We start from the raw sequence: 18,640 nt of genomic DNA, 5'->3' as shown, positions 1-18,640 counted from the left end.
AAGATAATTTTCTTTAATAATCGGTACGGATATTTGGAAGATCAAAAGCTCCGCTTAAGATATCCTGGATGTCGCCGGAAATTTCTACACTGGACGGTGTCAGGATGAAAATATAGCTGGAAACTTTCTGCAGACTTCCGCTCATGCAGTAGCATGCACCACAGCAGAAATCAATGATTCTCTGGGCAATATCCACATCAATGCCTTCTAAGTTAAGGACAACGGTACATCCGGCCAGAAGCGTATCCGCGATTTCACGGGTATCCTCCATGGAAGCCGGTTTGATGACGCATACTTCCATATTTAATGCACCTGCTTTCTTTCTCATTGGAGTAACTTTCGAGGAAACCGGAGCAGCTGGCTTTGGAGCTCGTGCAGCAGCAGCCTGGCTTGAAGCGGTGGTCTTTGGCGCCGGCTGTTTACGCGGTGCAGTGTGAACCGGTTTCGCCTGCGGCTCTTCCTCTTCGTCCTCATCCTCGTTCTCCAGTTTACGGAAGAAACGTTTCTTTGGTTTTTCTTCTATATCATCGTCTTCTTCATCGAAGAAGCTATCCGAATCAGCATCCTCTTCCTCGTAATCGTCGTTCAGCCGGATGGCATCCAGAAATTTGTCTAAAACACTCATTCTTATACTCTCCTATTTTTAGTCCTGTGGCATTTGGCCAGACAGCCGTGCAGAATGCGCGGGGTCACTCTTCTTGGAAAGACTTCCTGTTATCTTTTACTGTAATCCCGTTCGCCAAAGACTCCGGTTCCAACCCGTACTAAAGTGGCGCCTTCTTCTACTGCTACTTCGTAATCGCCGGTCATGCCCATGCTCAAAATGGCCATACGTACATTATTAATGTTTTTGGCGGCAATGTCAACACTTAATTCCTTTAATTTGCGAAAAACCGGACGATTTTCTTCTGGATCTTCCACATACGGTGCAATGGTCATAAGTCCCTCCACATGAATTGCCGGAAGTTTTGCGATTTCTTCAATCAATGGAAGGGTTTCCTCTACGGAGACACCAAACTTGCTTTCCTCGCCGGCAACGTTTACCTCGATCAGGATCGGGATTTCGCAGTTGTGCTTTACCGCTTCCTCACTGATCGTTTTTGCCAGACGAAGAGAATCGACAGAATGAATCAGGGCAACTTTTCCTGCAATGTATTTTACTTTATTCCGCTGCAGATGACCGATCATGTGCCAGTGGATATCCTTTGGCAGCACTTCCTCTTTTTCTGTCAGCTCCTGCACTTTGTTTTCACCGAAATTGCGTTCGCCAAGATCATAGATTTCGGAAAGCATTTCGACCGGTTTTGTCTTGCTGACCGCAATCAGGGTAACTTCCTCCCGGTTCCGTCCGGCTCTTTTGCAGGCTTCTGTAATTTTCTTCTGGACTTCTTCATAGTTCTCTTTCAGCATATCTTTCTAACCTCCAGTATTTAATGCACAATATCTTCTTCACTGACGGTGGATGCATTTTCCACAATATAATCATACTGCGAAATGCCGTATTGCGTTTGTTTTTTTATGATAGAATACTCCGCATTCTGATCGATGATCTGAATTTTGCGGAATACAGCATATCCTTTGTTGATGCAGTAAACACCCTGCAGCGGAACCGTTTCTCCAATCTGATACGTTGTGGCGGAATCCTGTGCACGAAGTATATCTCCATCATTAAAAGCGGCCATGTCGACGTAATATTCGACCGGATTATCATTTTCATCATTGACCTGCTCATAGATCGTGGCGTTTACAAATTCTGTCACCGGCTGTCCGTTATCATCCAGCATGACATTTCCTTTTTTATCGGTCTTTTCCCGCAGGAAACCGGAAGAATTGCTGTCTCCGCCCTGTACGAGCATCTGCGCCGGGATTTTATAGAAATCTTTTTCCGTGATGGCAGTATTTGGAATTTTCAGTCCGCTTCCAGTGTTTGTGACCAGCTCTATTGAAAGAAAACGGTCTTCCGCATAACGGATCATCCCGCTTGTAAACGAAATGACAGCATAGTTCTGATCGTTAATGGACTTTAGATTCAGTGTTCCCGTCTGTGTTTTTCCGTCTTTCAGAAATTTAACTTTTATCGTACTGAAATTGGAAAGTGTAACGACCTGCTTATTCGTCACCGGAACGGCAATTTCCCACTGCTCATCTGTCACCAGACGGTATACTGCATTTCCAGTCTCCGTCTGCGCGCCGGAATCAAAGGAAACCACAGAGGCTTTCGTAGAGAAAAGCTCCGGCGTAAGGCTGTCCTCCGTATAGCTTTCATATCCATCACTGCCGTAGACGACAACACCGTCCTGATCTGCATAAAATATCGTCTGTGATGAGGAATCTCCGTTTTCAGCGGCAGCGGCAAGCAGCTTTGCGGAAAGTTCTGTTTTCAGCTGATAAATGCCGGAAAAGGAACTGGAATCATAATCAGAAGAAAAACGTGCGAGCGAGGAACGAAGCGACGTTCTCGTTGCCGCATCTGCCGAAATACCAGAGGTATCGGCATTTTCTGTTGCGGAAATCCCATAAACAGCGCTTCCGCGGCTGATTTTCGATGCATTTGGGGTATAGAACTGAACATATCCGCTGCCGGAGGAAAGCTGCACACTCTCTGTCCGCATGGCGAATGCGGTATAGGTATCATTCCGGGATAAAGTTCCCTGCACAACCTGAAAAGATTTGATATGATCGGCGGTCAGGTAAAAGAAAAGTGAAACTGCCATATAGAAAAAAAGGGCTCCAAAGATGATATTTCCAATATTCAACGCCGGAAAAGGGAAACGGATTCTCGAATGCCGGCGGCTGTTCTTTTTCTGCTTAGACAAAATGTATGCTCCTTTTATTGTTTAATCCATGCGCTAAAAGGACGGTGCCGTAAGCGCCGTCCTTTGGTTTTGTCGCTATGCAATTATTATAATACAGTTTTGGTTACAGTGCAACGATAATCTTATCCTGCATGCCTTCCGGAAGCTCTTCTTTATCCATGGAGACACTTAATACGAAGGTAATGTTATACTGCTTGCCAATGCCTTCCAGCTGTTCAACACAATCTGTGATGTCCTCGCCTTCCAGTTTTGCTACTTTCAGGAAGCTGTCGAGATAAACGCTTGCGAGATCGTGGTCCTGAGAAACGATACCGCAGATAAATCCGATAAATTCATCACTGTTTTTCAGAGGATAGTCGGTTGCGGAAATCAGACGTACTTTGTTGTTTAATTCAAACATGTGCTTTGTGCTCTTGTCAATATACACGATATTTCCGTTTGCGGTTTTTACCTCTGCATTTACTTTGTCTAACAGCTGTTTTGTTTTGCCTTTTCCCTTCTTGCCTACAATTAATTGAACCATAGCAGTTTCCTCCTTAGATTAGAATAAGATATTTTCACCAAAAACCTTTAAGTTCATGGTTTAATTATAGTACAATTCACCAACGTTTTCAATGGTAAAATGAAAAAATTCTGAAAAATCTTCTAATTTGCGGGGAAAGGAGCTCTGTTTTTCTAAACGGATACGACAATCTCCCGGAGAGGCAGAAAAAACGCCGTCCGGGGGATTGCAAAAAGATTACGTCAGGAGTTGATATTGGAAAGAAGAGTGTTCATGTCCTCGTACAGTTCCACTTTTGTTGATGCATGAAGAATGACTGAGATAAACGGTTCTCCGTATGCATTCTGGGATACCAGTGCCAGGCAGGAACCGGCCTCATCGGTCGTTCCGGTTTTTCCGCCGAGCACCGTCACGTTTTCCGGTGCGTTTTTCTCTCCGGTCAGATATTTGTCCGTGGAGCTTAAATAGATCGTTCCCGCCATACCGTCCGCATGCGTCATGTTCAGCGTGTAGGAAGACATTGACATCGTATTCTGGAATTCCGTATGCTGATAGGCAGCATACAGCATCAGATAAACATCATATGCAGTAGTGTAATGATTCTCATTGTGAAGACCGTGCGGGTTTGCAAAATGCGTACCGGTCATGGCAAGGGAAGCTGCCTTATCGTTCATCATCTGAACGAAATTCTCTACACTTCCGCCTACCTGGCGGGCAATCGCCATAGCAGCATCGTTGGCAGAATAAATCAACAATGCATGGAAAAGCTGATCCATCGTTACCGTATCGCCCACGGCCAGTCCACTCATCTGGGATCCATCTTCCAGCGCAAGATCCTCTTCTGTGATCGTTACCTGCGTATCCGGCTGGTTGTATTCCATGGCAAGGAGAGCCGTCATGATCTTCGTGATGCTGGCTGGGTAGACCTGATCATACATATTCTGCGCGAACAATACTTTTTTGTGATCCAGATCAAACAGTCCGGCCTTTACCTGTGAAGAAAACGAGATATCATTCAGCGGTACGCTCGTCTCACCGACACAGAGATCGGCAGAGAGCGTTTCAGCCTGAAACCGTTTTTCTGCCGAAAGCGGATCGGAGGCGAGCACCATACTTCGCGCAAACGGCTCTGTAATGTCCATCTGGCGGTCCTGACGGTACAGTTTCACACCGATCAGAACCGCAATAACAGCAACACAGACACCCGCGCCGATGATCAGGCGGTTTAAAATATGTTCGGTTTTTTCCGGAGCAGTCCCGTTTTTCTCCGTTACAGGCAGTTTCTGTTCTTTTTCTGTAGTATTAGTCGTTTCTCCGGTAGATTTCACGCCAGTCCATTTCTCCTCTGTCTAATGATTTGATCAGCATTTCTGCCGTTGCAAGATTGGTGGCAAGCGGAATGCTGTGTACGTCGCAGAGACGGATAATCCGATGGACATCCGGCTCATGCTGTTTCGGCTGTTCCGGATCCCGCAGGAAAATCACAAGATCCAGATCATTCTGTTCAATCTGAGAACCCATCTGCTGAACGCCTCCAACGTGTCCAGCCAGATATTTGCGGACGTTAAGTCCGGTTGCCTCTTCTACCAGACGGCCGGAAGTTCCGGTTGCGTAAAGAGTATGCTTGGCAAGTACCGAGCGGTAGGCGATACACAAGTTCTGAAGCAGCGTTTTTTTTGCATCATGCGCGATCAATCCGATGTTCATTGATGGTTTTCCTCCTTAGTAATTCATAGTTTCTGGTTACAAAATCCCGGTTCTGCAGTCCGACATTCAGGACAAGCCCCATTCCGATGTAAAGTGTTACAAGGGAGGTCAGTCCATAGCTGACGAACGGAAGCGGTGTACCGGTGTTCGGCAGGATTCCGGTTGCAACACTGATATTCAGAAAGCTCTGAAAGGCAATGAGTCCTGCCATACCGCAGCAGATCAACGTTCCTGACAGATCTTTTGCTTTCCGGGAAGTCCGGATGCATTCGACGAGAATCAGGAACAGGAGCAGGATGATTCCGCAGCATCCAAAGAAACCAAGTTCCTCTCCTGCCACTGCAAAAATAAAGTCATTATGGTTCTGGGAAACGAAATTTCCCTTATTTGCGGAAGAAACTTTATTGTTGTTGAGTCCTTTTCCGGTCAGCTTTCCGGAACCGATGGCTGTAATGGAATTCTGCTGCTGGAGACGGCCGTCGGCGTTGTCGGCATCATCGCTTAACCAGTCCTGAATTCGCCCAAGCTGATAACCAATCGTCTTGTCAAGAGCCGCCGGAAGCTGGAAATTCACCTGCGTAATGACAAGCAGAAGCGCAAGTACCAGTGCTGAACCGGAAACCAGAACAACGGCGATAACTTTGTAGCTTAAGCCCGCCACATACATCATAAAGCAGAACAGAACCATGACCGTAATCGTATTTTTCAAATCCGGCTGACGGTAAATCATAACGAGCGGCGGAATCAGAAGCCCGATCGCGGTAAAAATGGTTTTCGCCGTATTCAGATCTTCTTCATGCTTCATCAGAAACATCGCAAAAAACATGATCAGAAAGATTTTTGACAGCTCGGTCGGCTGAAACTGAAAGCTTCCGATCTGAATCCAACGGGTCGCACCAAACGTGTTTTTTGCGGTAGAACCGCCGAGATAAAGAACGCCAAGCATCATCAGATTTCCGATGTAAAGAACCCAGTAAAAATTCAGAAGCCAGCTATAGTCAAGCAAAGAGACAATAATCATGATGACTACGCCCAATACGACTCCGATGGCCTGTTTTTTCTGGTCTGCACTGTCTGCACTTCCGATCAGAAGCACACCAATGATGCTGATGGCAATCAGAAGAATGACCAGCCGGAAATTATAATTTTTCAGCTTATATCGTCTTAACATGATACTCCTCGTTTCTTTTCAATGGTATTTTCGCTGTCAGTATGACAGGGGTTGTTTGTGTAATGGTGACGGAAATTTCATCCGCCTCAACGGTAAGGTATTTTCCTGCAGCAGCAGAAAGATCATTTTTCAGCATCTGAAGCGATGCCGGAGAACAGTTCAGACGTTCTGCCATTAAAAGATTGGACAGACGTTCTTTTGCAACGAGGCCGGAGTGCGGCTTTCTGCCTGAAAATAAACCCATACCAGTTCCCTCCTATCGCCCGAATACACGGCGGAAAAATCCCTTTTTGCTGTCAAGATCCAAGTAGGGAACACTCTCCCCGAGGATCCTGTGGCTGATATTCGTAAAGGCTTCTCCTGCCTTGGAACCGCTTCCAGCGATCGCTTCGCCCTGGTTGGTGGCGATTACTACCTGCTCATCATCGGGCAGAATGCCGAGCAGCGGAACAGCAAGAATTTCCTGTACATCATCCACCGACATCATTTCACCGCGTTTTACCATATCCGGCCGGATACGATTGATGACAAGAGAGATATCCCTCAGATCCTGCGCCTCCAGAAGGCCGATGATGCGGTCCGCGTCCCGGATGGCCGAAACCTCCGGCGTAGTCACAACAATTGCCTTATTGGCACCGGCAACTGCATTTGCAAATCCCTGCTCAATGCCTGCCGGACAGTCAAGAAGAACAAAATCAAAGCTCTGTTTTAATTCATCGCAGAGTTTTTTCATCTGCTCGGGCGTTACGCTTGTCTTGTCCCTCGTCTGGGCAGACGGGAGAAGGTAGAGCTGCTCGTACCGTTTGTCGCGGATTAGCGCCTGCTTCATCCGGCAGTTGCCCTCCACAACATCCACAAGATTGTAGACAATCCGGTTTTCAAGGCCGAGCACGACATCCAGGTTTCGAAGACCGATGTCGGTATCTACCATCACAACTTTCTTTCCAAGCTGTGCCAGCCCGATTCCGATATTTGCTGCGGTTGTCGTCTTTCCGACGCCGCCTTTTCCTGATGTAATTACAATGACTTCACTCATCTGGAACCTCCTTGTTGAAAACTGTTCTGCATTTTCATGCCGCAGGATGCGTCCAAACCTTTGTTTAAAAACACATCCTTTCTCTTTTGCAGCTTTCTTCCCAGGCTTCGTTTCCGCCGGAAAAATTCCTTAGTCTGCTCTCACGCTTGCAACACCGTTGGAATTTGCCTGACCGGACAGAATATCGTCTGAGAGGCCATAGTAATAATCTAAGATATCCTTAGCTACCAACTCTGCGTTCATAGAAGAATATCCAAACGGAATGCGGACGGCAAGAGCAATATCGTCTCTGCTCTCATAGTGAGAGAAGCCCATAAACAGTCCATGGTTTGCACGTGTATGGTCTTCCTCCGCGGTACCGGTTTTTCCGGAAAGCTCTACCGGCCAGGATTCCGGGAAAATGGTCGCATTGGATACGCTGATTACTTTTCGCATGCCTTCGTGTACCAGATCCCAGATGCTGGAATCAACATCCATTTCTGAATTTACCGTCGGGCCGAAATCTGCGCCCATATCGATGTCATTGCCATCCGAATCCGTTGCTTTCTGCAGAAGGGAAAGATTATAAACCGTACCGGAATTTGCAATCGTTGTGACATAGCGTGCAAGCTGTGTCGTCGTATAGTTGTTGGTACCCTGACCAATCGAGGAAGGGATCGGAAGGGAATCGGTTACATTCGGATCGGTTTCCGAAATTTCGATTCCAGTCTTTTCATCCAGCTTAAACATATCGGCATATTTCTGGATCATTTCCAGAGAGCGCTTCTGTGTAAAGGTGCCGTTCTCATCGAGTCCCAGACGATATCCAAGCGTACAGAAGAACACGTTGCAGGAGTTCTGGATGGCACCGACAATGTTCAGATCTCCGTGGCCGCTCAACTGATGGCAGTGGACATAGTCAGATTCGTTGACAAGTCCTTCCCCGAACAGACCGTTGCAGTTGATGATACTGGTCGGAGTAATTATGCCTTCGCTTAATCCGGCAACCGCTATCAGTGGTTTAAAGGTGGAACCAGGAGCCGTCTTCTGCTGGGTTGCTTTGTTGTACAGCGGGCTGGATTCATCGGTATTCAATTTTGCCCAGTATGCGGTATCCATCTGGTTTGCCAGGCGGTTGTTGTCATAGCCAGGATAGGAAACACAGGCTAAAATAGCACCGGTATTCGGGTCCGTAATGACAGCAGAACCGGAACACGGATCGAGTGCAAGCTGTGCCGGGGTGATTTCCAGTTTGGCGATTTTATCGGACAGAAGCTGGAACGGTGTCATATTTCCTGCAACATAAGCGGCATAATCGTCATCCTCTTTCGTCAGAAGGTTCTGATCATACATCAGATTGCAGATATCATAGCCATCGAGCATATCCTGCAGCAGCATATAGTGATACATCTTTTTTGCAAATGTTGTATTGTTTGCCAGACGGTCCAGAATAACCTCCGTCAGCTTCTGATAAACCTCCTGAGAATCCAGGTAGGCATCATCCTGCGTCAGTGCTGAGACATCAATCCAGTTCTGGCTTGCCGCATACGTCAGGTAATCACGAAGAGAAATCGTTCCGTCATTCCATGCCTGATAGGTGGCGTCTTTCTCATCAATTGCTGTTGAAGAAAGAATACCCATCGTACTGGAAAGCAGCTTATCCACGATGAAGGTCTCATATTCCTGCATTTCATCGCTGAGGTCGTTGTAAACGGTTGCTGTTTCAACGGTCAGTTCCTGCGTAATCTCGGCAAGCACCTGCTGGAGTTTCTGCTGGAACAGTGCATAGATCCGCTGCTCACGCTCCGTGGCATCCGCCGCCGAGAAATGGGAAATATCAATCGTGCTGTTTTCGATCAGTGCATTGTATACATCGTAAATTGGAATCGGAACGGCATCCGTATTGGCAAGTGTTGAGGTATCAACGGATTTTACATCACTCAGATACTGTTTCAGAATGCCGGCAATTCTCTGTTCCAGAATTTTATATACCGCAATCTGCAGGTCATAATCAATCGAAAGATAGACGTTATTTCCCTGTTTTGGCTCAACCAGGGATCCCTCTACCGTTTCCAGCTCTTTTCCGACGTTATTAACGATAATCTCTTCTGATCCGTCGGTTCCCTGAAGGATTGTCTCCATATACTGTTCCAGACCAGATTTTCCGACGATGGATTCCGTGGAATACGTTTCTTCTTTTCCCTGGCTCTTCAGCTCTTCATTCAGTTCTGTCAGCTCGTCTGAGGACGCCTGGCCCGTATAACCGATCAGAGAGGAAAAATACTTTCCGTCATAATATACACGCTCGGAATCTTCCGAAATGCTGACACCCTGCAGAACATCTTCATTCTCTGCAATCGATGCAGTTGTATTGCTGCTGACGCCGGAAGCAACTGTCACGCGGACATACTTCTGATAATTCGTCTGTTTCATCTTATAGCGGATCACCAGAATTTCCAGACGCTCCTGATTGGAAAGAGAAAGGACAGCATTTCCGGATTCGTCTGTCTGGTATGGAAGACCATACTCTTCAAAATCTTTGGCAGCATATGCGTATTTTTCATCGTCAGAATAGGCATCCAGGCCAAAGCCGTCCGGTCCGGCAAGAAATGTCATCAGCGTTTCGGCACTGGAACTCTTCTGTTCTGCCGTCATATCGTCGATTTTCTTCTGTCCATAAATGTCTGCACGGAAACGGTCGCGGGTCGTTCCCTCTTCACCTGTAAAAACAAACGCACCGTTCTCATCCACTTCAATCGGGAAGGTGCTGGTGTCAATCGAGTCTCCGTTTGCACGAATCAGCTTACAGAGACGATAGAGTTCTGCGTTCAGAGAGAGAATACGTTCTTTTGTCGTGTTGTACGTTCCGTTATCCTCGATGGTTACAGAGTAGGAAACCTTATTTCCAGCGATCAGTTTTCCGTTCCTGTCATAAATATTTCCTCTTGTACTCTCAAGGGTTCTGGTTTTTGTGATTTGCAGTTCAAAATTATCCGCATACTCTTCTCCATGCACTACCTGCAGGATAAAAAGTCTTCCGATCAGGACGGCAAACATAGCAAGGAAAACCACACCAAGCAATAGGGTGCGGTTTTCACCGAGTCTGCGGAAAAGTTTTCTTATCTTCTTAGCCATGGCGACTGTTGTCCTTCCATTTCATTTTCGGTCAGTTTACGGTTGATGATAAATAAAAGCCGGTAAAGCAGAATGGAGAGCACTACCGTGTATACCATTTCCGGCAGAATAATATGCGCCAGATAATCGAAAAAGTGCAGGCGCACGCGCAGCAGGAACTGCAGCACATACATCAGCAGACTGTAGACAAGATCGCTGGCAGCGACCAGTACAATGTGTACCTTAATATCATCGTCATAGAAGACTTTGCAGAAAAAGCCGTTCAGATAACCGATATACATGTAGAGCAGTGCGTAAAATCCAAACAGGCTGCCGTAGAACAGATCAATCATCAGACCGCTGAAAAATCCGACCATCAGTCCCTCTTTTTTTCCGCGCATCAGCCCAAAGGCGGACGTCAAAATCAGAAGAAGGTTCGGCGTTACGGACGCGATCTGAAAATACTGAAATACAGTTGTCTGTAACAGGAAAGCTGCCAGAATCAGAAAGGCAAGCGTGATTTTTCTGCGCATTTACTCTCCTCCCTGCTGTTTTAATTCTTTGATCACGAGAACTTCCTGAATATGTTGAAAATCCACAACAGGAATGATGTATCCCTTTTTCGTCAGGTGATTGGAGTCCTCGGTGATTTCACTAACATAGCCGATCAGAATACCGCGGAGGTATTTATCACTGATGTTCGATGTCACAATCTTTTCGCCCTCAGCTACCGTGTCGGTTGTATTCAGCTGGGAAAAGGCAAGCTTTCCGTCGCTGATCAGGCGCAGATCACCCGATACAATACACGTATCCGAGGTAGATGCTGTCATGGCGCTCACGGAACTGGAGTCATCAATGATAGAGCGGACAGTAGCGGAATTGGAACTTACCTCCTCAACAAGTCCAACAAGGCCGCCGTCTGCAATAACGTTCATATCTTTCTGAATCCCGTCATTTGATCCTTTGTTGATGACAAAGGTATCATACCAGTTGCCCGGATCCTTTGAGATGACCTGTGCTGCTACTTTTTCATATTCCGAGTAGGACTGGTCCAGCTGATACAGCTCCTGAAGACGCTGCAGCTCCTGCTGATCCTGTACAAGCTGATTGTTTTCCTCAGTCAGATCCGTGACCTTCTGTTCAAGCTCCTCTTTCTCGGCAGACAGTTTTTTGACGTTCTGGAAACCGGTCAGACAGTCTGTCAAATACGCACCGATCTGGTTAATTCCGTTCTGAAACGGGATGATCACAAAGCCTGCGGCTTCCCGGATCGGCGTGACCGGCATTTTGTCTGCTGCACTGCCTAAAATGCCGGAGAGACACAGGAACGTCATGATGAAAAGTAAATGTTTGCTTTTTAGCTGAAATTTTTTCTTCTTATTCATAGCGGGTCCTTTTTGATAGATTTACTTCTTTTTATTTACCGTGTAAGCCCAGCGATGCAGCGCATCGTGCGTGATCAGTTCCTTGAGCCCACAGATGGTACAGAGGTCATAATACTGGGAAAGCTGCACCGGACAGCCGAGCTGTCTTGAAAGATAGCGGTCAATGTTCGGAATCCTTGTGCTTCCGCCGGTGATGTAAATACCCTCTTTCTGGATATGATCGTGGATCTGCGGCGGTGTACGCTCCAGCGCATGCTTGATTTCCTCGCCGATCTCATTAACACCGGAAAGGAGTGCTTCGTTTACGAGGGAAGAAGTAATGATCCCTTCCATTGGAAGACCGGATGCACCATCTACGCCGCGCACCTTCCGCGCCTCTTTTTTGTCTGTTCCAAGATCAGCCAGCGCAATCTTGACACGTTTGGCTGTTTTGGAGCCAATCTGGAAATTGTTTTTGCGGCGGTTCAGATTGCATATCGATTCATTGAACTGTTTTCCGCCTACCTGGATGATTCTGGAAAAAATAACCCTCGCGTTGGCGATAACAGAAATCTCTGTGCTCTGCGCTCCGATGTTGACAATCATGGAACCCTTCGTGCGGTTGATCGGAATGCCAAGTGCCAGCGCATCCGCGATTGGTTTATCCACAAGATACATGCGGCAGTTTTTTAAGGCTCCCTTATGTGCAATCGTATAATAAGAACGCCGTTCAATCTCTGTCATATCGCAGGGAACTGAAAAGTACAGCTCCGGGCGGTATCCCATGTGGCGCGTACAGCGGTGGAGAAGCGTGTGCAAAACGGCTTCTACCATCAATACATTCGCAATGCGTCCGTTGCTCATGGGGGTAATTACCTCGATATTGGAAGGCGTTCTCTCGTGCATTTCATATGCGTAATTTCCAACGGCAATCACCTGTTCGCGGTTGCGTATGGCAATCATATTTTTTTCTTTTGTGATTGTGTCTTTCTTCAGGTCATAGATTTTGACGGTACTGGTGCCAAGGTCTATGCCGTATACATTTCGAATCTGCATCGTGCTCCTTTAACTTGTTCCCTTCCTTTGGGCATTTCTGCCTCGGATTTTCGGGATCAGATTCCCTGTTCCAGCATACTGGTATAACAGTGATCCCCGATAATAATGTGATCCAGCAGGGTAATGCCGAGCATTTCGCCCGCCCGCCGGATCTGCCGTGTCACGGTAATGTCGTCACCGCTTGGTTCCGGGATTCCGCTTGGATGGTTGTGAACCAGCAGAATATGAACCGCACGGAACTGCAGTGCCGCAAGAAAAAGCTCCCGCGGCGAAATCATCGTCGCATTGACCGTTCCTCTTGTGATTTCCTTTTCTCCGAGAAGCTGATTTTTTGTGTCCAGCATCATGCAGAGAAGAACCTCCTGATCCTCGTGGCGGAGACGTTCCATGTAATAATCCGCAATGGAAGCCGGATCATGAAAGCAGAGACCTTTTCTTGCTCCGGCCGCGGCCATTCGTTTGGAAAGCTCACCGATGCACTGGAGCTGGATCGCTTTTACTTCCCCGACTCCGCGGATCTGCAGAAGTTCCTGTCTTGTACAGTGATAGAGTCCTAACAGGCCCTCCTCTTTTCCGGGAAGGGAAAGAATTTCTCTTGCGAGCTCCAGGGATGTTTTTCCCCTTGCCCCACATCGTAAAATGACAGCCAGAAGCTCCGCGTCGGAAAGGCTTTCCGGGCCGTTTTCCAGGCATTTTTCATATGGCTGTTCCATCGTCGGCAGGTTTCGTAATCCATTTTTTCTCATGTATTCCTCCCACCACTCTTCCGGGAATTTTCATGGAATACATTGGTTTGAATCACCCATCATTCTAGCACAACTTTCCGCAGATGTATAGGAATTATGAAAAATTCATATATTTTTTTGCAATTTCCTCTGCCGTTTTTAATCCGTCCATGGCTGCGGAAGTGATGCCTCCCGCATAGCCTGCGCCCTCTCCGCACGGGTAAAGACCGGTAAGCGACGAACTTTCGAGCGTTTCATTTCTTACAATGCGGACCGGTGACGAGGTACGCGCTTCCACGCCGGAAAGAACGGCGTCCGGACGGGAAAAGCCGTGGATTTTCCGCTCAGATGCACGAATGCCTTCCACAAGGGAGTCTCCGATAAACGTCGGAAGAACTTCCCGCAGATTGGCGAAAGTCCATTCTCCGCAGATGGAAGGGGTTACCTCTCCAAGTGCTGTAGAAACTCTGTTTTCACAGAAATCACCAAAAAGCTGCACCGGAACTTTGCCTTTTCCGGCTTCCCACGCAGCGTGTTCAAGTGCTCTCTGGAATGCCACACCATCGAGTACGTCCGGCGTTCCCTCTACATGGTAAGGGCGGTAGTCTTCCGGTGTTACGGTGACAATCATAGCGCTGTTCGCATTTTTACCTTCCCGGTCAGAATAACTCATACCGTTGACGCAGGTGCGTTCCGCTTCCGAGGATGCGTTGACAACATAGCCGCCGGGACACATGCAGAATGAGTACACACCTCTTCCGTTTTCACACTGATTGGTGAGCTTATACGGTGCTGCCCCAAGAAAATCCGGTGCCTCCGGTCCGTACTGATCCTCCGTGATCATCTTCTGCGGATGCTCAATGCGGACGCCGACAGCGAAGGATTTTGCTTCCATGGAGATCTTATTTTCGCAGAGTTTAAAGAAGGTATCGCGTGCAGAGTGGCCGATCGCAAGGACTGCCGTCTCCGCGGCAATCTTCTCGGTTTCATTGACGGTTACAGAAGTGAGTCTGCCGTTTTCAATCCCAAAGTCCGTCACTTTTGCTCCGAAACGGACTTCTCCGCCCCATGCCTCGATCTTTTTCCGCATCGTTGTCACAATTCCGATGAGCTGATCTGTGCCAAGGTGCGGTTTCTGATCATACAGAATTTCTTCCGGTGCCCCGCATTCCGTGAAGGTCCGGAGTACCTCACGGTTTCTGCCGGATGGATCCTTCACCGAAGTGTTTAATTTTCCATCCGAAAACGTACCGGCGCCGCCCTCTCCGAACTGTACGTTCGATTCCGGGTTCAGAACGCCGGTTTTCCAGAACGCATCGACACTTTTCTTTCTCTGTTCTGCAGATTCGCCGCGCTCCAGAACGAGCGGACGGTAGCCATGCTTTGCGAGAACATAGGCACAAAAAAGCCCTGCCGGACCGCTTCCGATAATAACCGGCCGGTGAACAAGAGTCTGTTCTCCGGATTTTGGGAACACATATGGCTTTTTCTCCGCTTTTACGATCTGGTTATTTTTCGCCTTCCGCAGTACGGCGTTCTCATCTTTTACTTTTACATCAAGCTGATAAACGTATTTTAATTCGGATTTCTTTCTGGCATCAATTGAGCGGCGTAAGAGCTCAATTTCCTGCAGATCGTGTTTTCCGATTTTCAGTGTTTTTCTTATTTTCTGTTCCAGTTCCTCCTGTGTGTGAGTGACTGGAAGCTTTAATTGCTGTATCCGAATCATGTATGTTCTCCTGCTGCAGCTCTTCCGGCTGCACTTCCGCTGGACCAGGCCCACTGGAGATTGTAGCCGCCGCAGACGCCGTCGACGTCCAGGGCTTCTCCCGCAAAGAAAATACCAGGGTGCTGTACCGATTCCAGAGAATCCGTAAGCTGGTCGAGCGTGATGCCGCCCGCACACACCTGGGCTTTTCCAAAGTCGGTCTGGCCGGTGATCTGTAAACGATATGATTTGATGGCGCCTGCCATTTCTTCCGGAATCTTTTTCTTTCCGATCAGAACCGGAATGAGTTTTTCCGGAAGAAGGCCGATCAGAAGCTCTTTTGGCGCTTTATACGGGCAGATTTCCTGCCGTCTGACAAATTCTGCAGTAAGCTCCGATTCCGTCAGTTCCGGAAAGAAGTCTACGAGAAGTTCAGCGCGTTTTTTCTGCATGCAGGCGCGCACAGCGAACCGGGAAATCTGGAATACCGGGATGCCGGAGACACCGTAGTCGGTAAGCTGCAGTTCTCCCTGTTCCGTCAGAATCTCCTGATTTTCAACCAGAAGCGTAATCTTCGCGCGCACCCGAACACCCGCCCAGGAGGAAAACTGGTTTCCTTTGCAGCGGAGCGGGCAGAGGGCCGGGGAAAACGGAATCGAAGCGAGCTGAAGCTGATCGGCAAATCGAAGTGTATCTCCGTCGGAACCGGCGATCTGGGAAGCACAGCTTCCGCAGCAGATGATGACGCTGTCAGCCGGGTACTGCCATCCTTCGGTGCGCACCAGATAACCATTTTCGGCTTTTTCCACTGCAACAGCCGTTTCCCGTGTCTTGATTTTTACCTTTCGGAATCTGGCTTCCAAAACCAGCAGATCAAGAACGGACTGTGCCTGCTCGCTGGCCGGATAAAGCCAGCCTTCACGGCTCCGGATGCGGATGCCGAGCTGTTCAAAAAACTGTTCGGTGTCCTGTTCGGTAAACTGTTCGAGAACCCGTGATGCACGCTCCTGATTTCCCGTGCGGTAGCACGATGCATCCTGATAACGATTGGTAAAATTACACCGTCCGTTTCCGGTCGCAAGAAGCTTTCTGCCCGGTTTATCGTTCTTTTCCAGAACGGTGACCGCGGCACCGAGACGTGAGGCCCAAATTGCCGCCATCAGTCCGCTCGCGCCGCCGCCGATAATTACCACATTTTTTGCCATTATAATGTCACCATACCGGCATCGACGAGTTTCTGAAGACTCATCAGAATACCGAATTTTGCGTGCTGCCACGTAAGCCCACCCTGAAAATAGACAGCGTACGGCGGTTTGATCGGTCCATCGGCAGAAAGTTCAATGGAAGAGCCCTGCACGAAAGCGCCAGCTGCCATGATAACTGGGCTGTCGTAACCTGGCATATCCCAAGGTTCCGGGGAAACGAAGCTGTCGACCGGGGCAGCTGCCTGGATACCCTGGCAGAATGCGATGACGCCTTCCGGTTTTCCAAAGGTTACCGCCTGAATGATGTCGTGACGGCTCTCGGTTCCGTTTGGAACAACGGCAAATCCCAGTTTCTCATAAACATTTGCAGCAAAGACAGCACCTTTTAATGCCGCTGCGGTAACGGTCGGTGCCAGGAAGAATCCCTGGTAGAAGGAACCGTTCACACCGAGTGTTGCGCCAACCTCTTTTCCAAGTCCCGGGGAGAGCAGACGGTATGCTGCATTTTCCACGTACTTTTTCTTTCCAACAATGTAACCGCCGGCCGGAGCCAGTCCGCCGCCCGGGTTTTTGATCAGGGATCCGACCATCAGATCTGCACCGACATTGGTCGGTTCGATCGTCTCCACGAACTCGCCGTAGCAGTTATCGACCATACAGATGACATCTGGTTTGATATTTTTAATAAATGCAATCAGTTCACCGATGCGGGTAACAGAAAGCGTCGGTCTGGTCTGATATCCTTTCGACCTCTGAATCGTCACCATCTTTGTCTTTTTGTTGATGGCATTTTTGATTCCTTCGTAATCGAAAGAGCCGTCCTCTTTTAAATCTACCTGGCGGTAAGTTACGCCATATTCCGCAAGAGATCCGACGGACGGGCGGATGCCGATCACTTCCTCAAGGGTGTCGTACGGTTTTCCAACAGGAGAAAGCAGTTCGTCGCCCGGGCGGAGATTTCCGGAAAGCGCCGTTGCAAGCGCATGGGTTCCGCAGGCGATCTGCGGGCGTACCAGTGCATCCTCAGTGCCGAAGCACGTTGCATAGACCTGCTCCAGCGTATCACGTCCCAGGTCATTGTATCCGTATCCTGTGGTTCCATATAAGCATGCCTCGCTGACCTTGCTTGCCTGCATGGCGTGGATGACCTTTAACTGGTTGTATTCTGCGATTTCATCAATTTTTGCAAAACGCTCTTTTAATTCTTCCTCAATTTTCGTTCCAAATGCGAAAACCTCTTTGGAAATGCCAAGTGTGCTGTACATAGCAGCTTTTTCTGTCAACATGATTGTTCTCCTTCTTCCTTTGCATCGGCCGAAACGATTTCGTTCCAGCGATCCAGCATATATGATAATATTTTTTCTTCGTTGTAGTCAAAATCCGGCTTGTTCAGCCAGATCACATCCTTTTCCCGTCGGAACCAGGTCAGCTGCCGTTTGGCAAAATGACGGGTGTCCCGCTTGATGATATAGACGGCCTCCTCCAGCGTGCATTCGCCCGCAAGATATGGGAAGAGTTCTTTGTAGCCCAGTCCCTGCATGGAGACAAGATCTCTTGTGTATCCCATTTCTTTCAAACGGAAAACTTCATCAACCAGTCCGTCGCGGATCATCTGATCGACACGCCTGTCAATGCAGTCATACAGAATCGAACGTTCGTCGTTCAGCACAAAATAAGCAGAACAGTACGGAGATTCCTTCTGCTTCTGCTCCTCGTTGTGCTCCGAAATCTTCTGTCCTGTCTCGTGATAATATTCCAGCGCCCGGATTACACGTTTTACATTATTCGGGTGAATCGTCTCCGCGGAAGCAGGATCAACCTCGGAAAGTTCCCGGTACAGTTCTGCCGCGCCTTCCTCCGTTGCTGCTTTTTCTTCCAGCTGTTTCCGGATCGGCAGTTCACCGTGCGATTCCGTAAAATCAACTTCTTTTAAAAGCGCCTGGATATAAAAGCCGGTGCCGCCCGTCACGATCGGAATCTGTCCGGCGGCGTATATTTTTTCCATCGCTTCATGCGCCAGTTCCACAAACTTCACGACGTGAAACTCTTCGGAAGGATCGAGCACATCGATCAGATAATGCGGAACGCCGCACATCTCCTCCGGGCGGATTTTGGCAGATCCGATATCCATATGGCGGTAGACCTGCATGGAATCCGCGGAGATAATGGCCCCATTTACCGCTTTGGCAAGCGAAATCGACAGCTTCGTCTTACCGACAGCGGTCGGACCGGTCAGGATAATCAAAGGTTTTTTCAA

Annotated in this window: 18 protein-coding genes; all 18 read right to left on the bottom strand. The window is 48.3% G+C overall.

Features of this window, described 5'->3' with window-relative positions:
- Positions 1–13: 13 nt before the first annotated feature.
- Positions 14–625 carry a cell division protein SepF gene (locus DW743_RS09510; RefSeq protein ID WP_055217838.1) on the bottom strand — a complete coding sequence of 204 codons (612 nt, stop codon included), beginning with the start codon at positions 623–625 and terminating at the stop codon, positions 14–16.
- Between the two features lie 89 nt (positions 626–714).
- Positions 715–1,410 (bottom strand): YggS family pyridoxal phosphate-dependent enzyme, encoded by a 696-nt coding sequence (locus tag DW743_RS09505; protein ID WP_022462859.1) that lies wholly within the window; start codon positions 1,408–1,410, stop codon positions 715–717.
- 20 nt (positions 1,411–1,430) lie between these two features.
- The gene (locus DW743_RS09500) at positions 1,431–2,714 is read right to left on the bottom strand and encodes an HlyD family efflux transporter periplasmic adaptor subunit (protein ID WP_147345099.1); all 1,284 of its coding nucleotides are present in this window, start codon (positions 2,712–2,714) and stop codon (positions 1,431–1,433) included.
- Between the two features lie 205 nt (positions 2,715–2,919).
- Positions 2,920–3,339, bottom strand: coding sequence for a hypothetical protein (locus DW743_RS09495; protein WP_022462857.1), 420 nt, complete (start codon positions 3,337–3,339; stop codon positions 2,920–2,922).
- 221 nt (positions 3,340–3,560) lie between these two features.
- The gene (locus tag DW743_RS09490) at positions 3,561–4,646 is read right to left on the bottom strand and encodes a D-alanyl-D-alanine carboxypeptidase family protein (protein ID WP_243004573.1); all 1,086 of its coding nucleotides are present in this window, start codon (positions 4,644–4,646) and stop codon (positions 3,561–3,563) included.
- Positions 4,621–5,025, bottom strand: a complete 405-nt coding sequence (mgsA, locus tag DW743_RS09485) for a methylglyoxal synthase (protein ID WP_022462855.1) — start codon at positions 5,023–5,025, stop codon at positions 4,621–4,623. Before mgsA ends, DW743_RS09490 begins: the two co-directional genes overlap by 26 nt.
- Complete coding sequence (locus DW743_RS09480) at positions 5,000–6,196, bottom strand: FtsW/RodA/SpoVE family cell cycle protein (protein WP_022462854.1); 1,197 nt, start codon at positions 6,194–6,196, stop codon at positions 5,000–5,002. Before DW743_RS09480 ends, mgsA begins: the two co-directional genes overlap by 26 nt.
- A complete protein-coding gene (locus DW743_RS09475; protein WP_022462853.1) occupies positions 6,180–6,440 on the bottom strand; it encodes a cell division topological specificity factor MinE in 261 nt (86 codons plus the stop codon). Before DW743_RS09475 ends, DW743_RS09480 begins: the two co-directional genes overlap by 17 nt.
- Before the next feature lie 12 nt (positions 6,441–6,452).
- A complete protein-coding gene (gene minD / locus DW743_RS09470; protein WP_022462852.1) occupies positions 6,453–7,232 on the bottom strand; it encodes a septum site-determining protein MinD in 780 nt (259 codons plus the stop codon).
- Positions 7,233–7,361: 129 nt separating this feature from the next.
- The gene (locus tag DW743_RS09465) at positions 7,362–10,346 is read right to left on the bottom strand and encodes a penicillin-binding transpeptidase domain-containing protein (RefSeq protein ID WP_117761506.1); all 2,985 of its coding nucleotides are present in this window, start codon (positions 10,344–10,346) and stop codon (positions 7,362–7,364) included.
- The gene (mreD, locus tag DW743_RS09460) at positions 10,331–10,858 is read right to left on the bottom strand and encodes a rod shape-determining protein MreD (protein WP_022462850.1); all 528 of its coding nucleotides are present in this window, start codon (positions 10,856–10,858) and stop codon (positions 10,331–10,333) included. The genes DW743_RS09465 and mreD overlap by 16 nt, the downstream gene beginning before the upstream one ends.
- Positions 10,859–11,710 carry a rod shape-determining protein MreC gene (gene mreC, locus DW743_RS09455; RefSeq protein ID WP_022462849.1) on the bottom strand — a complete coding sequence of 284 codons (852 nt, stop codon included), beginning with the start codon at positions 11,708–11,710 and terminating at the stop codon, positions 10,859–10,861.
- A gap of 21 nt (positions 11,711–11,731) precedes the next feature.
- A complete protein-coding gene (locus tag DW743_RS09450; RefSeq protein WP_117761507.1) occupies positions 11,732–12,745 on the bottom strand; it encodes a rod shape-determining protein in 1,014 nt (337 codons plus the stop codon).
- 56 nt (positions 12,746–12,801) lie between these two features.
- The gene (gene radC, locus DW743_RS09445) at positions 12,802–13,491 is read right to left on the bottom strand and encodes a RadC family protein (RefSeq protein ID WP_022462847.1); all 690 of its coding nucleotides are present in this window, start codon (positions 13,489–13,491) and stop codon (positions 12,802–12,804) included.
- Positions 13,492–13,585: 94 nt separating this feature from the next.
- Complete coding sequence (locus DW743_RS09440) at positions 13,586–15,199, bottom strand: NAD(P)/FAD-dependent oxidoreductase (RefSeq protein WP_117761508.1); 1,614 nt, start codon at positions 15,197–15,199, stop codon at positions 13,586–13,588.
- On the bottom strand, positions 15,196–16,383 hold the full coding sequence (locus tag DW743_RS09435) for an NAD(P)/FAD-dependent oxidoreductase (protein WP_191892615.1): 1,188 nt from the start codon (positions 16,381–16,383) through the stop codon (positions 15,196–15,198). The genes DW743_RS09440 and DW743_RS09435 overlap by 4 nt, the downstream gene beginning before the upstream one ends.
- Positions 16,383–17,669 (bottom strand): methionine gamma-lyase family protein, encoded by a 1,287-nt coding sequence (locus DW743_RS09430; protein ID WP_055228136.1) that lies wholly within the window; start codon positions 17,667–17,669, stop codon positions 16,383–16,385. Before DW743_RS09430 ends, DW743_RS09435 begins: the two co-directional genes overlap by 1 nt.
- Complete coding sequence (gene miaA / locus DW743_RS09425; protein ID WP_117761547.1) at positions 17,663–18,640, bottom strand: tRNA (adenosine(37)-N6)-dimethylallyltransferase MiaA; 978 nt, start codon at positions 18,638–18,640, stop codon at positions 17,663–17,665. The genes DW743_RS09430 and miaA overlap by 7 nt, the downstream gene beginning before the upstream one ends.

The organism is Blautia sp. AM28-27 (assembly GCF_003480905.1).
Lineage (GTDB): Bacteria > Bacillota > Clostridia > Lachnospirales > Lachnospiraceae > Fusicatenibacter > Fusicatenibacter saccharivorans.
The sequence above is the reverse complement of the archived record's forward strand: the minus strand, read 5'-3'. Positions and strand labels throughout refer to the sequence as shown.

What these genes read in the sequence shown, in the direction of transcription:
- DW743_RS09480 (WP_022462854.1), bottom strand. Translation starts at nt 6,196, where the DNA reads ATGTTAAGACGATATAAGCTGAAAAATTATAATTTCCGGCTGGTCATT.
- mreD (WP_022462850.1), bottom strand. Translation starts at nt 10,858, where the DNA reads ATGCGCAGAAAAATCACGCTTGCCTTTCTGATTCTGGCAGCTTTCCTG.
- DW743_RS09510 (WP_055217838.1), bottom strand. Translation starts at nt 625, where the DNA reads ATGAGTGTTTTAGACAAATTTCTGGATGCCATCCGGCTGAACGACGAT.
- DW743_RS09450 (WP_117761507.1), bottom strand. Translation starts at nt 12,745, where the DNA reads ATGCAGATTCGAAATGTATACGGCATAGACCTTGGCACCAGTACCGTC.
- DW743_RS09435 (WP_191892615.1), bottom strand. Translation starts at nt 16,383, where the DNA reads ATGGCAAAAAATGTGGTAATTATCGGCGGCGGCGCGAGCGGACTGATG.
- DW743_RS09440 (WP_117761508.1), bottom strand. Translation starts at nt 15,199, where the DNA reads ATGATTCGGATACAGCAATTAAAGCTTCCAGTCACTCACACACAGGAG.
- DW743_RS09505 (WP_022462859.1), bottom strand. Translation starts at nt 1,410, where the DNA reads ATGCTGAAAGAGAACTATGAAGAAGTCCAGAAGAAAATTACAGAAGCC.
- DW743_RS09465 (WP_117761506.1), bottom strand. Translation starts at nt 10,346, where the DNA reads ATGGCTAAGAAGATAAGAAAACTTTTCCGCAGACTCGGTGAAAACCGC.
- mreC (WP_022462849.1), bottom strand. Translation starts at nt 11,710, where the DNA reads ATGAATAAGAAGAAAAAATTTCAGCTAAAAAGCAAACATTTACTTTTC.
- DW743_RS09475 (WP_022462853.1), bottom strand. Translation starts at nt 6,440, where the DNA reads ATGGGTTTATTTTCAGGCAGAAAGCCGCACTCCGGCCTCGTTGCAAAA.
- DW743_RS09495 (WP_022462857.1), bottom strand. Translation starts at nt 3,339, where the DNA reads ATGGTTCAATTAATTGTAGGCAAGAAGGGAAAAGGCAAAACAAAACAG.
- DW743_RS09500 (WP_147345099.1), bottom strand. Translation starts at nt 2,714, where the DNA reads ATGGCAGTTTCACTTTTCTTTTACCTGACCGCCGATCATATCAAATCT.
- mgsA (WP_022462855.1), bottom strand. Translation starts at nt 5,025, where the DNA reads ATGAACATCGGATTGATCGCGCATGATGCAAAAAAAACGCTGCTTCAG.
- radC (WP_022462847.1), bottom strand. Translation starts at nt 13,491, where the DNA reads ATGAGAAAAAATGGATTACGAAACCTGCCGACGATGGAACAGCCATAT.
- DW743_RS09430 (WP_055228136.1), bottom strand. Translation starts at nt 17,669, where the DNA reads ATGTTGACAGAAAAAGCTGCTATGTACAGCACACTTGGCATTTCCAAA.
- minD (WP_022462852.1), bottom strand. Translation starts at nt 7,232, where the DNA reads ATGAGTGAAGTCATTGTAATTACATCAGGAAAAGGCGGCGTCGGAAAG.